At 65.4% G+C, this 13,006-nt stretch carries 15 protein-coding genes; 8 read left to right on the plus strand and 7 right to left on the minus strand.

All coding sequences use genetic code 11. The annotated features are described in order from the left end of the window. Positions 1-79 precede the first annotated feature (79 nt). Together U3653_RS17570 and U3653_RS17575 are read left to right on the plus strand one after the other, a co-directional pair. Complete coding sequence (locus tag U3653_RS17570) at positions 80-253, plus strand: hypothetical protein (RefSeq protein WP_323124240.1); 174 nt, start codon at positions 80-82, stop codon at positions 251-253. Then, positions 250-945, plus strand: coding sequence for a DUF3556 domain-containing protein (locus U3653_RS17575; RefSeq protein ID WP_323124241.1), 696 nt, complete (start codon positions 250-252; stop codon positions 943-945). The genes U3653_RS17570 and U3653_RS17575 overlap by 4 nt, the downstream gene beginning before the upstream one ends. On the opposite strand, the gene U3653_RS17580 is transcribed toward U3653_RS17575, so the two are convergent. The 3 genes from U3653_RS17580 to U3653_RS17590 form a co-directional block, all read right to left on the minus strand. Further along, positions 846-1,706 (minus strand): fumarylacetoacetate hydrolase family protein, encoded by an 861-nt coding sequence (locus U3653_RS17580; protein ID WP_195081381.1) that lies wholly within the window; start codon positions 1,704-1,706, stop codon positions 846-848. The genes U3653_RS17575 and U3653_RS17580 overlap by 100 nt on opposite strands. An 84-nt stretch (positions 1,707-1,790) precedes the next feature. Then, the gene (locus U3653_RS17585) at positions 1,791-2,477 is read right to left on the minus strand and encodes a VOC family protein (protein ID WP_323124242.1); all 687 of its coding nucleotides are present in this window, start codon (positions 2,475-2,477) and stop codon (positions 1,791-1,793) included. Between the two features lie 5 nt (positions 2,478-2,482). Continuing rightward, entirely contained in the window at positions 2,483-3,325 is an 843-nt protein-coding gene (locus tag U3653_RS17590) for an alpha/beta hydrolase (RefSeq protein WP_195081380.1), read from the minus strand. Between the two features lie 95 nt (positions 3,326-3,420). On the opposite strand from U3653_RS17590, the gene U3653_RS17595 reads away from it, so the two are divergent. The 3 genes from U3653_RS17595 (at position 3,421) to U3653_RS17605 (ending at position 5,367) form a co-directional block, all read left to right on the plus strand. Continuing rightward, the gene (locus U3653_RS17595) at positions 3,421-4,068 is read left to right on the plus strand and encodes a TetR/AcrR family transcriptional regulator (RefSeq protein ID WP_195081379.1); all 648 of its coding nucleotides are present in this window, start codon (positions 3,421-3,423) and stop codon (positions 4,066-4,068) included. Between the two features lie 15 nt (positions 4,069-4,083). Further along, the gene (locus U3653_RS17600; RefSeq protein ID WP_195081378.1) at positions 4,084-4,737 is read left to right on the plus strand and encodes a polysaccharide deacetylase family protein; all 654 of its coding nucleotides are present in this window, start codon (positions 4,084-4,086) and stop codon (positions 4,735-4,737) included. A gap of 276 nt (positions 4,738-5,013) precedes the next feature. After that, positions 5,014-5,367 carry a DoxX family protein gene (locus U3653_RS17605; protein WP_195081377.1) on the plus strand — a complete coding sequence of 118 codons (354 nt, stop codon included), beginning with the start codon at positions 5,014-5,016 and terminating at the stop codon, positions 5,365-5,367. 183 nt (positions 5,368-5,550) lie between these two features. Here U3653_RS17605 and U3653_RS17610 read toward each other — a convergent pair whose 3' ends face one another. From U3653_RS17610 to U3653_RS17620, 3 genes are read right to left on the minus strand one after another with little or no spacing between them, the layout of a single operon-like run. Further along, positions 5,551-6,456 carry a LysR family transcriptional regulator gene (locus U3653_RS17610; protein WP_195081376.1) on the minus strand — a complete coding sequence of 302 codons (906 nt, stop codon included), beginning with the start codon at positions 6,454-6,456 and terminating at the stop codon, positions 5,551-5,553. 44 nt (positions 6,457-6,500) lie between these two features. Then, positions 6,501-7,436, minus strand: a complete 936-nt coding sequence (locus tag U3653_RS17615; RefSeq protein ID WP_195081375.1) for a dihydrodipicolinate synthase family protein — start codon at positions 7,434-7,436, stop codon at positions 6,501-6,503. 27 nt (positions 7,437-7,463) lie between these two features. Beyond that, positions 7,464-8,435 (minus strand): SDR family oxidoreductase, encoded by a 972-nt coding sequence (locus U3653_RS17620; protein ID WP_323124243.1) that lies wholly within the window; start codon positions 8,433-8,435, stop codon positions 7,464-7,466. Positions 8,436-8,494: 59 nt separating this feature from the next. Between U3653_RS17620 and U3653_RS17625 the strand changes: the two genes are divergently transcribed. Together U3653_RS17625 and U3653_RS17630 are read left to right on the plus strand one after the other, a co-directional pair. Next, positions 8,495-9,574: a zinc-dependent alcohol dehydrogenase gene (locus U3653_RS17625; protein WP_195081374.1), complete on the plus strand. Its 1,080-nt coding sequence runs from the start codon at positions 8,495-8,497 to the stop codon at positions 9,572-9,574. After that, positions 9,561-10,721 (plus strand): DUF3500 domain-containing protein, encoded by a 1,161-nt coding sequence (locus U3653_RS17630; protein WP_323124244.1) that lies wholly within the window; start codon positions 9,561-9,563, stop codon positions 10,719-10,721. The genes U3653_RS17625 and U3653_RS17630 overlap by 14 nt, the downstream gene beginning before the upstream one ends. 95 nt (positions 10,722-10,816) lie before the next feature. Here U3653_RS17630 and U3653_RS17635 read toward each other — a convergent pair whose 3' ends face one another. Beyond that, positions 10,817-11,314 (minus strand): TetR/AcrR family transcriptional regulator, encoded by a 498-nt coding sequence (locus U3653_RS17635; RefSeq protein WP_195081373.1) that lies wholly within the window; start codon positions 11,312-11,314, stop codon positions 10,817-10,819. A 611-nt stretch (positions 11,315-11,925) separates the two neighbouring features. On the opposite strand from U3653_RS17635, the gene U3653_RS17640 reads away from it, so the two are divergent. Continuing rightward, entirely contained in the window at positions 11,926-12,963 is a 1,038-nt protein-coding gene (locus U3653_RS17640) for an MCE family protein (RefSeq protein ID WP_195081441.1), read from the plus strand. Positions 12,964-13,006 lie beyond the last annotated feature (43 nt).

Consider the following 13,006-nt stretch of genomic DNA (forward strand, 5'->3'; position numbering starts at 1 on the left):
GTTCGCCTATATCGATCGCGTTTCCCAGCAAGTCGTGACCGCCTAGCAGGACGAGCGGGAGCGGTGGCTACAGAACCAGATGGCCGCCCGCACCGCTCGGGTGCGCTCGATCCTGTCCGGACAGCACGTCGACCCGATCGACAGCGAGCGTGCGCTGGGCTATCGGCGAGACCGAACCCACTTGGGCACGGTTGTCTGGTCCGACGCGCGCGCCGACCAGCTGCGCGCGGCCAAAGTGCCGTTTTACCCGTGAGGACGAACGCGGAGTCGTCGACGTGGCTTTGTACGCGGTCGTGCAGGCTCCGGAATCCAAGCGTTGCTCGCGCCCGGTCGTGGCGTTCCCCGGTCGACGGCGGTCACGTAGGTCTGCTCGATCCCAAGGTCGTCGTCGCTCTGGTCGTCGCCCTCTGCGCGCTGGGGTTGCGGGACAAGACGGTATTCCTGGCCGCCCGCCCCGAGCACTACCTGGTGATGCTGCTGATGTTCTTCGTCCCCTTCGCCGACATGATGATCGGATTCAAACTGGTCATGCTGGCACTGTGGTGGCCGCAGAGCGCCGAGCTGAAACCCGAGCAGCGTGTGACCATGAGCGCCGGGCTGCCGGTCAGCCAGTCGACCAAGTTGTACGGCCCCGAGATCGCCGACATCCTCATCCAGAGCGGTCTCGGCTGGCGAACGATGCATACCCACGGCCGGGGGCTCAACGGTCTGATCAGTCACGCGATCGACAACGAGGACGACTACGCCATCCGCGACGGAGAGGTGGAGACGCTTCACAGGTTCGCGGCGCGATTTGACGCCGCATTTACCTCCCGTGTTGCCGGTCTGTCGAGGTCTTCGCGTCGTTATGCGACTGTGCAGGGGTTGCGCAGCTCGCCGAGGCCCTCGATCGTCGAGCGCAGTATGTTGCCCGGGGCGAGGAACCGTGCCGGGGTGCGGGAGTAGCCGACGCCGGCCGGGGTGCCGGTGAAGATCAGATCGCCGGGGAACAACTCGCAGATGCCCGACAGGTGGGAGACCAGCGCGGCGACGTCGAAAATCATCCGCTTGGTGCGGCCCGATTGCACGGTCTCGCCGTCGAGGACGGCTTCGATGGCCAGATCGTCGGGGTCGTCGAGTTCGTCGAGAGTGGTCAGCCACGGGCCGATCGGCGCGAACCGCTCGTAGCTTTTGGCGAGGCTGAATTGCGGTGCGGTGCCGGCCATTTGTGATCGACGCTCGGAGATGTCCTGACCGATGCAGAATCCGGCGACGTGGTCGATGGCCTGCTCGGTAGCGATGTGACGTCCGCCGACACCGATCACGGCGACGAGTTCCACCTCCCAGTCACAGGTGCCGGTAGGCAACGGGATCGCGTCACCGGGGCCGGTGATCGCGGAGGCGAATTTGGTGAAGACCAGCGGGTTTTCGGGCAGTGCGAGCCCGGTTTCGTCACTGTGGTCGGCGTAGTTCAGCCCAACGGCGAAGATCTGGCGTGGCGCACGCACCGGCGGACCGAGCCGTGTCAGATCGGCGAGCAACTGCGCGCCCGTCACACGGGCATCCACATGGGGCCGATTGCCGCTGAACCAGGCGCGGATCTGCCGTATGTGCGCCACGGCCTGATCGGGATCGCTGGGCAGGACGCCGTCGGAGGCGTTGGCGAGGTCGATGATGCCGGTATCGGTGACGAGCGTGGCACGGCCGTCGAGATTGGCGAGCTTCATGAGAGGGGCGGCTGTCCTTTTCGGTCGGGTGGGCCGTGCACCGCCGGGACGGTGCGGTGCACGGTCGGCCATCGGTCGCTGGGATCAGTCGAGGCGGACCGGCGGATCGGTCTGGCTGGCCATCTGCCACACCAGCTCGTCAGGCATGGCGATGATCTGCCGGTAGACCTCGTCGGGATAGGCCATATGGGGTTTGGTCTCGTCGTAGGCCGGTTGGGCCACCGGCTCGAGCGGTCGGGTGAATGGTGCTGGGTGCCTGTAGGTTTCGAGTTCCTCGGCGCTGATGCCGTTGATCTCGACCACTTCCGGGTCGATCCAGGCGCGGTCGTCGATGGCGTCGCCGGTGGTGAGTTCGACCAGCAGACCTTCCGGGCCCGCGAGGTAGAGCGACCGGCAGAACCCGTGGTCGATCGGGCCGAGCACGACGATCCCTCGACTGCGGATGCGGTCGCGCAAACTCAGCAGTTCGTCGAGATCGCGTACATGCAGTGCGACATGCTGCATGGCACCGGGCGCGACCGGTCCGGTCGGTTCGGCGGCATGGGTGACGCCGAGCTCGCGAGTGTCGGGGTTGTCGGGGTGGTACACGAACGCGATGTAGGAGGTGGGGTTGAGTTCGACGAACCCGTGCCAGGCGCCTTCGGCTCCGTGCATGCGGTACAGCGCCTTGAGCGGCAGGCCGAGGACATCGGTGAAGAACGCGATCTGAGATTTGATGTCGCGGGTGGCGATGGCCAGGTGGTTCACGCCGATGGGTTGGGTGGCGGTCATGATGGTCAGTCCTTTTCGGTGGCGGAGTCGAGCAACTGCTTGTGGCACCAGGTCCGCACGACATCGGCGTAGTCGGCGGTGTGGAACAACATCAGCTGGTGCACCCCTTCGGGTTGAATGTGCAGTTCGACGGGGCCGGTGGTGGCGTCGACGACGGCCTGGGCCGCGGCGGGAGGGAAGATCGGATCTTTCTCCCCGACGGCGAACAGGATCGGTTTGGTGTTGGCCGACAACGGCACGGCGGGGTCGTAGCGCAGGATCGACGCCCATGAGGCCAGGTCGTAAGTCCAGGTGTTGAGCGGATCCTGATGCTTCTGCTTGCCCGCGCCGCGGAACCCGTAGTCGGTGTCGAAATCGATGTACTGGTCGATATCGAAGCGCAGCGCCGGACCGAACAGGGCGACCATCTGATCGAACGCCTGTGTGCGGAAGGCGTTGTCGGTCGGGATCAGCGGTGAGGACGGGATGGCGAATCCCATCAAAATCGCGCCCCCGAAATCCTGCGACGCGGCGTAGGCGCCGTAGGCGGCGGACGCGCCGAGCGAGGAGCCCTTGATGAATACCGGCAGTCCGGTGGCGGCACGAATGTGGTCGGTCAGCTGCAGTGCCGCCTCGATCCACTCCTCGATGGTGAACTGGCCGGCGCGTCGGTCCACGCACGAGCGGCCGTGGCCGGGAGCATCCATGCACCAGACCTCGGCTCCCAACCGGGCATAGTGTGCGGCGAAATTGTCGTAGATGCCGCCATGGCCGCCGATTCCGTGCTGAACCAGCAGCACATGATCCGCGGCCGGATCAGCGAATCGATACGCGAATGTGTTGCCGACCATCTGTTCTTCTCTGCGCATCGGCCACCTCCCTGTGTCCCGCGTCATAAAAGTTGATGACAATCAATAAACCACACAAGTTGATGGTCGTCAACATGTTGTCCTAAACTGGGCGGATGGCGACGCAGACACGAAAAGGACGACCACCGGCCGAGCAGTCACCAGCCTCGTTGACCGACATCCTGGCCGCGGCGTTGAGAGTGTTCGCCGAATACGGATTCGACGGCACCTCGGTGGCGGCGCTCAATCGCGAGCTCGGAGTGAGCCACAACCTCGTCCATCAGCGGTTCGGCTCCAAGGAGAGGCTGTGGTACGCCACGGTCGACTGGGCTTTCGGCGAGATCGCCGACCACATGAGCGTGGATGCGGAGTTGGCCGAGCGCGACCTACTCGAAGCGGTACGCGCGACGATCGTGCAATTCCTTCAACTGCACGCCACCCACCCACAGATCCTGCGGCTGGTCACGGTAGAAGGCGCCACCGAGGGGCCTCGGCTGACGTACCTGTTCGACGCGCACGTCGGACCGTTGTATCACCGGATCACCGCGCCGCTGAAGGTGCTCGTCGACCGCGGGGTGCTGGCCGAGGAAGACATTCGCACCGTGCATTTCCTGGTTGCGCACGGCGCTACCGCGCCGTTCAGTCTGGTCCCTCTGGCGGCGAGGCTGAACCCACTCGATCCACTCGACCCCGCGGCGGTTCGCCGGCACGCCGAATTCGTCGCCGGCATGGTCGTGGCCGGGCTCCGCGCCCGCGGCGCCTGACCAGCGAGGGCGACCGTGACGAAGGTGACGCTCAGTTTCGACAATGGACCCAGCCCGGCCACCGCCACCGTGCTCGATGCACTGGCCGACCACGGCATCCGCACGACCTTCTTCGTCGTCGGCGCCGAGCTCGCGCGATCGGGCGCGCGGCGAGCAACCGAACGTGCTGCGGCCGAGGGACATTGGATCGGCAATCACACCATGACTCACTCGATCCAGTTCGGCGACGACGCGGGCGCCCCCGATCTGCCGATCCGGGAAATCGAGGGCGCGCAGGAGGTCATCGGGAGGCTTACCCACCCCGACAAGCTGTTTCGGCCCTTCGGCGGTGGAGGTGTCCTCGATCGGAGGCTTTTCTCGCCGAACGCGGTGGGCTACCTGTGCCGACACGGCTACACGTGCGTGCTGTGGAACTGCATTCCCCACGACTGGGACCGCCCCGACGACTGGGTCGAGCGATGCCTGGCCGACATCAGGTCGCGGCCATGGAGTTTGGTCGTCCTGCACGACCTGCCCACCGGCGCCATGCGGCACCTGCCCCGTTTTCTGCAACGGCTCGATGCCCTCGATGTCGAGATCGTCCAAGAATTCCCCGAATCCTGCGTCCCCATCCGGCGGGGTCGCCTGCAGGGATCGCTCGATCACCTGGTCACCGCGCCCGACAGCTGAGCATCCGGACAGGATTCACGACCGACCTGCGCCAGCGCACTCACCGATGACTTCGTCTACTCGATCCCGGTGTGGTCGCGCGCTGCTCGCTCACGCTGCCATGCCCCGCGATGGGCACCCGATGCGTGGGCCCATTATATGTTGACGGCCATCAATAAATTGCATTATATTGATGGCCGTCAACATTTGAGGTGGTGTTGGGACATGTCAACGAAGGCGCGTCGTCGGTCCTCGGCACGAACGCCTACAACACCTCCGAGAGAAAAGGAGCGATCGATGACGATCGCATCAATTGTTCTGCCCGCCTTGCTGGCGCTCGAGATGATCGCCGTGGGAGCGCCGAAGGTGCTCGCCGTGCAGGCCATGCGTGAACGCGCCGCCCACGCCGGGATCCCCGTGTCCGGCTACCGAGTCCTCGGAGCCTTGGAAATCGTCGGTGCGGCAGGGCTTTTGATCGGTATCGGCTGGCATCCGATCGGCCGGCTCGCTGGGGTCGCAATCGTGCTGCTGATGGTAGGGGCGCTCATCACCCACGTCCGGACCAAGGACAAGCTCGCCGACATGATCCCGGCCATCGTCACCGCCCTGTTGGCGGTGACCTACCTCGTCGTCGCATCACTCGCGCGCTGAGCGCTGGTCACCGAAGGCGCTCGGGCGTCCTCGCCGACGTCTGAGATGCCACACCAGGCAGGATGCCCTGTGTTCCCGCACGCCCCACCGCAGCCGTCGTGGCGGGAGGCGGTGCTGCTGTTCGGCGACTCATCTCTTCGTCACAATTCCGGGAACGCGCCGACCCCGACGATGGCCCGGCTACTAGCAGCGCAAAGCGCCCGCGGGAAGATCCGTGGCCGAGGTGAGTGGCAACTCGAGGGCGATGAGCAGGTCTCGATACCGCTGCGCGAGTTGCGTCGGCGTGTTGCGGCTGTAGGCGACGATCTCCCGGTAGACCCCGTTGCCAATTCTTCTGGCGTGCTGTATCCAGCCGCCGGGTACGGCGTTGTTGGGCACCAGCGCGACTCCCAAGCCCTCCATGGCGAAGAGCAGTGCGGCCGCCACCTGTCCGGTACGCGCGACGGCGCGTGGGGTGAATCCGAGGGCGGTGGCCGTCCGGTCCACTATCTCGCTCATGCCTTGCTCGGGCTCGTAGAGAATCCAGTCGGCTGCGGCCAGTTCGTCGAGCTCCACCGAGGAACCCGTGTGCCGCCCTGCCGGGCCGACCAGCACCATCTCCTCATAACCGAGTGAGACGACGGGCCCCTCCCACAGTTCGGGCCGCGGTCCGACCGCGATGTCGCCTTGCCCGCTGCGAACCGCCTCCTCGAGAGCGCGGCGGTGCGAGAAGTCGTGCACCCGAAGGACCGCCGTCGGGAACAGGGAGTGCCACCGCACGGCGCTCGGGGGCAGGATGCCGGAGGCGATCGACCGGACGGTCAGCACATGCACGTCGCCGCTTCGCCCCTCGACTACTTGGTACACGGCATCCGCGGCTTCGCCGACAGCCCGCAACACACGCTCGGCGTGCGGCAGGAAGGCCCGTCCCGCGGGCGTGAGGGCCAGGCCATGGCGGCCCCGTTCGAGCAGTTGCGCGCCGAGTTCCTTCTCCAATAGACGCATCTGCTGCGACAGCGACGGCTGTGAGACATACAGCCGTGCCGCGGCGGCGCTGAACGATCCGCTTTCCCAGACGGCGAGAAAGTACTCCAGCTGGCGCAGTCGCATCGGAGGAGGTTACCGCCGTTGGCCGCAGACGCAGAACGAGCGCGTCATGCGACCCGATTCGCCCGACTGTCCCGGCGAGCGAGCCGGGCAAGCAAATGGTCGACTTCCGACCGCGCCCGGCTCGAGAGCACGCTGCGGGGCGCGCGCTGAGTGTCGGAGGCGAGCAGGCCGCGCCGTTGCATGACGTATTTACGCACCGCCAGGCCCACACCCGGCTGCTGTTCGTATCGCAGCAACGGCAGATGCGCGTCGAAGATGTCATGGCTTTCCTCGCAACGGCCCGCCGCGGTATGACCGACCACATCGACCAGCATCTCGGGGAAGCAGTATCCGGTCATGGCGCCGTCAGCGCCCCGCGCGGTCTCGAAATCGAGGAAGAGTCCCCCGTTGCCGCACAGGATCGACAGCCTCGGCATTTCGCCCTCGGCTTCCAACTGCCGCAGTGCGCTGATCTTCTCCAGACCCGGCCAGTCTTCATGCTTGAGCATGACGCAGTTCGGTATGGCGCGGGAGATACGCGCGATGACCGGTGCGCTCATGACAACCGAGAACGACAAGGGATAGTCCTGCACGACGAGGGGAACCGAGTCGCCGAGCGCGGCCGCGACGCCCTCGTAATAGCCGACGATCTGGTCGTCGGTGCGCAAGATGTTGGGCGGTGCGACCATGACGCCTGCCGCGCCCGCCGACATGACCTCACCGGTCAGTGCGCGCATCGCGGCGTAGCCGGGAGCGGAGACCCCTACGACGACCGGGAGTCGAGTCCTCCGCAGCACGTGCCGCACGATTCGGGTCGCCTCGTCATGAGCCAGTTTGGGCGCCTCCCCCATCTGGCCGAGCAAAGTGATCCCGGTGACGCCGACCGATTCGTAGAAATCGACCAACCGGTGCAGCGAGTCGAAGTCCACCGCTCCTTCCTCGTCGAAGGGGGTGGGCGCGATGGCGAAGACGCCCCTCGCCTCACGGGTGAGCACGGCCATTGTTGAGATCCTTTGTCGCAGTGAGTATCAGAGGCTGGGAATGAGACCGCCGTCGACGCGCACCACCGTGCCGGTGATGTACGACGCCGGAACGCTCGCCAGGAACGCCACCGTCGCCGCGTATTCGTCCGGGTCGCCGTAGCGGCCGACGGGGATGGTGGCGACGCTGTCGGCCACGACCTGTTCGACGGTTCGGCCCTCCGCTTCGGATTTGATCTGGTCGAGACGCTCGACGCGACGGGTGCCGATCCGGCCCGGCACGACGATGTTGCAGGTGACACCATCCGCGGCGACTTCCCGCGCCAGCGTCTTGGACCAGCCGAGCAATGCGGCACGGAGACTGTTCGACAGGCCGAGACCGGGAATCGGCGCGATGACCCCCGAACTGGTGCTCGTGATGACGCGGCCCCATCCGCGCGTCCGCATACCCGGGACGAGTTCGTCGCTGATGGCGATCACCGAAAGCACCATGGAACGGAAATGTTCGAGCCATATCGCGGATGGCCGGCCCAGGATCGGCGCGGGCGGCGGCCCGCCGGTGTTGTTGACCAGGATGTCCACCGGGCCGAGGGTTCGCTCGATCAGTGTGACGTTGCCTTCGATGGCATCGAGGTCGGCGATGTCCCATGCCACCGCTATGGCCCGGCCGCCGGCCGCGACAATCTTTTCGCAGCGGGATTCGGCGGCTTCGCGATGGATATCGGCCACAGCCACCTCGGCGCCCTCGGCCGCCAATTTCTCCGCGATGGCGCCACCCAGGCCACCTCCCGCGCCCAGAACCAGTGCGGTTCGACCGGCAATCTCGAGATCCAAAAGTCCACTCCTCGAACGAACGCCGATGATTCCGGCATTTCCAGATATTCCGCACCGTAACACCAGGCCACCGAATGTGCCCAATACGAATATCCGCCACACCCTATAGGGAAAACTTATACGTGCAGCATCCGGCACGATCGGCAACGGTTGTCCAACGATGACCGCCGCCGCGCCGTTGGACACGAAATAAATCGCTCACATAGCCTCCCGATGGACCACAAAACGACAACGAAAGCAATGTGATGTCCTTTCCGGAAACAATGCTCGCGGCAGTGATCGGCGAGCCGGGAATTATCAAGACCAAAACCATGCCGGTGCCCCGCCCCGGCCCGGACGACGTTCTTGTGCGGGTGCATCGGGCATCACTGTGCGGCACCGACCTCAAGGTCCGCAGCCGTCGCTTCTTCCACGGAGCCGGCCCGGCGCCGGACACCTTCATCCCCGGGCACGAGTACGCGGGCGTCGTGGCCGCGGTCGGCAGCGCCGTAGACGAGTTCGCCGTCGGCGATCGCGTCGTCACCGAGGCGCATCGGGGCTGCATGCGATGCGTGAACTGCCTGTCCGGCTCCTACACGGACTGCTTGAACTACGGTAACCACGCCAAAGGCCATCGGGTACAGGGGATGACGGTCAACGGCGGCTTCGCCGAATATGTCGTCAACCACGTCTCCACGCTGTACCGGCTTCCCGATGACATCGACTTCGACTCGGCCGTCGTGCTGACCACCGTCGGCACCGTGATGCATGCTTTCGACGCACTCGACTCGCTGCTGGTCGGCGCCGGCGTCGCGGTGATCGGTCCCGGCCCCATCGGATTGATGGCCGTCCAGGTCGCCCGCGAACTGGGAGCCGACCCGGTGATGCTCGTGGGCACCCGCAACAGCCGACTGGAGATCGGGAAGCAATTCGATGCCGACTATCTGATCAACTCCCGCGAGGAGGACGCCGTCGCCGCGGTTCGGGAGATCACCGGCGGACTCGGCCCCGACATCGTTGTGGAGTGCTCCGGGGCTGCGGGCGCCGTCGACGACGCGATCCACATGGTCAAGCGCGGCGGCAGAATCGTGTTGGCGGGATTCTTCGAACAGCCGGTGACCGCCGACCTCAATCACGCTGTCATGAACGGAATCTCGATCCATACCGTCCGCGGCGAAGGTGCACGCTCGGTAGCCAGGGCCCTGTCGCTGGCATCGCGGGGACGACTGCACACCAGCGCCCTGGTGACCCATCATTTCCCCCTGGAAGACATCGCCGAAGCTTTCGACACCTACGCGGAACGGCGAGACAACGCGATCAAGGTCATGCTCGATGTCGCCGGATGAGGCCACGTTTGCTCCGGTCCGCGAGTTGGTCGCCACCAACATGGCTGCCTGCGCGGCAGCATGGCTGGAATCGCTCGCCCCGGATCAATTGACTCGAGCGCAGTTCGACTCGCCTCTGGCTCCGGACGCGGAGGCCGAGCGGCTTCGTTGGTTCTACACCCCGACCGACCACGGTGGACTCGCGCTGCGCGACCAGACCGCACGTCAGCAGGGCTTGGCGATGCGACTGGTCGCCTCGGGACTGTCCGAGGCCGGGTACGCGACCGTCGCCACCGTGATGGGCCTGGAGAACGTCCTCGATCGGGTCGAAGGATGGCAAGTCCGCTGGGGACGGCAACGGGGCCGGGATCCCGGCCTGTACTGGCTGAGATTGTTCGGCCGACCGGGTGACCGGGTCTGGGCATGGCGCTTCGGCGGCCACCACATCTCGCTGAACAACCTCGTCATCGGCGGACGCATCGTCTCGACGACACCGTGCTTCATCGGAGCCGATCCAGCCGGCACCGCCCTGCTCGGCGGCACGCTACGGCCGCTGGGCGGGCCGGAAGAAACGGCGCGGCGCCTGGCTCGGTCACTGGACTCCGACCGATACCACACGGCATTACTGCACACCAGTGCCATATCCGACATCGTCTCCGGCAACCGACCGACGATCGCTCACGGCGACGCGATGATGCACATGCAGGATCTCTGGCGCGGCAGATTCACCGATCCGGCGCTGCGAAAGTTGGTCGACGACATCGACATGCGCGCCGAAAGCGGGAGCGGATACACCGCAGCCGACCATGCGGCCATGGCGATCTCCATTCCCCCCCGAGGTTTGTCCGCGCGCGACCTCGACCCAGAGCATCGGCATGTATTACGGCAGCTGATCAGCCTGTACACCGGTCGTGCGCCGAGCGCACTCGCCGAAGTCCACGCCGCGTACTATGCAGCCGACGACGTACTCGACGAGGTTCACTTCGGATGGGCAGGCAGCCTCGAGGCCGGGGAACCGCACTACTACCGAATCCAGGGCCCCGAGCTGCTCATCGAATACGACAACACCCAGCGCCAGGCCAACCATGCCCACTCGGTCTGGCGAGATTTGCGCTCGGATTTCGGGCTGGACAGTCTGGCCGAACATCGCCGGCGCTCCGCGCATTGAGAAGAGCAGCGGGGAATGCGGGGCAGGAACGGCGGCGGAGACCGGTCGATGGGCTCCGCCTGATCCGTTCAGCGTGACGCCAGTTCGCTGTGCCCTCAACGGTGGCCCAGCGAATTGAGCGCCTGCTGCGCGAGGAGATCCATCCATGTCGCTGTCAAGGCGGCCGCATCGCGCTGCGACGTTCGCAGCATCGCCAGGACGACTCCGCCGAGCAGATCGAGAGCGGCGCTCAGATCGTGCACGTGGAAGCGCTCCGCCGACACGCCGGACCGAATGCCCGCGGCCAGACGTGATCTGACGTCCGGATCTTCGAGGATCCGGTATCTCATCGAAAGGACGATCGCGGCGATATCAGGGTGGCCGATGCCGACCTCGCCGAGCGCATGTAAGTGCGCGAGGACTATGTCGGCAGGGTCATCGATACCCGCGGCAGCGCTGTCGAGGATCCGCGCCACCTCCTCGATCACCTCGGCGATGACTGTATCGAAAAGTTCGTCTTTGCTATTGAAGTGGTTGTAAAAGGATCCGGTCGCGACACCGGCCTCCCGCGCCAGACCGGCGATGCCGATCCTCCCGGCCAGATCGCTGGCCAATGCCCACCGCCCGGAGCGGATCAGTGCCGCACGTGTGCGAAGAGCGCTGCGTGCCCGCGCGTCCAAACGACCGGTGATCGGCTGCGGCGACGGCGCGCTGGTACCCCCGTCGAGGGGCCGGCCCCGGACTGACTCCGGGCCGATCTGCTCACCGACAGCAACGCGTCCACTCATAATGGTTACAGTGTCGCCGTTATAATCGCGGCCGTCAATGGACGACCCCGCAACGCTGCCGCCCGACTCGGCGAGCGCACGAGATTCGATCGCCGCTCCACCGGCGAGGCCGCGGCCACAAGGGGGACGGCGCGACCCGCTGCTTCGACATGCGTCGACGGAGCCGTCGGCGGCTTGGCAACACCGACTAATTCGGATACGGTGTAGCCGAATTAGTTGGACCGTCGAGCGAGAGAACGCTTCCGCCCCGCGTGTCCGAGCACAGGAGAAGGCACCCGGCGGGATTCCGCGAGATCGCTCCCCTACAACCGAGCGATCTTCATCCCCAAAGGGGGTGCAGTATCAGGCAAGACAGTGAGGCGTGTGTGCTGAAGTTCCATTCGGCGATCAAGTTCGGACCGGTCAAAATTCTCGCGATCAGCGCAACGGCGATTTCGATGGGCAGCTGCTCGCTACTGCCGAACGCGGCCGACGACGCGTGGCGGGACACCACGCACATCACCGCTGATTTCGACAACATCGCCGGCATCTACGAAGGAAACCCGGTCACCGTCCTCGGACTAGAGGTCGGCAAGGTCGAGAAGGTCACCCCGAAAGGCACGTTCATCGAGGCGCGCTTGTCGATCGAACCTCAGGTGAAGATTCCGGAAGAGGCAGTGGCGGCGATTATCTCGCCGTCCATTGTCACCGATCGCCACATCGAGCTCACTCCGGTCTACACCCAGGGCGAAACTCTCTCCGACGGTGCTCACCTGCCGAAGTCGCGGACCAAGACCCCCGTCGAGTTGGACACCATGATCAAGACAATCGATCAGTTCGCGGCGGCACTGAAGCCGCAGGAAGGAGCCGAGGGGCTCGGCCCGATGTCGGGTCGGGTCCTCTACCCCATGCTCGATGGCAACGGCGCAAAGATCCGGGACACCCTCGAAGCGCTATCGGCCGCACTGAAGGTCGGTGTCGACAACAAGGACGCGGTCTCGAACATCGTCCTCAGGCTCAACGAGCTCACCACGATACTCGCCGAGAACGACCAAACGATCCGCGATTTCAGCGACCGGATGACCCAGATGTCCGGTCTGCTCGCCGAGCAATCCTCCGGTTTGCAGGCGACCCTCGACCAGCTGACCGCCTTCCTGGCCAATACCTCCGGCGCGCTCGGGCAGTACCAAGACCAACTCGCGGGCACCTTGACCGGACTTACGAACGTAACCCGCCAGCTTCGCGACAACGCCTCCGGTCTTACCGAAGTCGCCGACCTCGCACCCATGGTGCTGCAGAACATCGACAATCTCGTCGACCGCGAGAACCGTCGAGCGCGAGTTCATTTCATCGTTCCCACCGCCCTCAACGGTGAAATCATCAGCTTGTTCTGCGAGCGCATACAGATGAAGGCCGACGGCTGCCGTACCGGGAACATGCAGGACTTCGGCCCCGACTACGGTCTGACCGCCGCGCTGCTCGGACTGACGAAGTAGCGTCGCGATCCTCGCCTTCCATCAGCCATGACAGTCGATCCGG

The sequence above is a fragment of the Nocardia implantans genome, assembly GCF_035544775.1.
GTDB classification, from domain to species: Bacteria; Actinomycetota; Actinomycetes; order Mycobacteriales; family Mycobacteriaceae; genus Nocardia; species Nocardia implantans.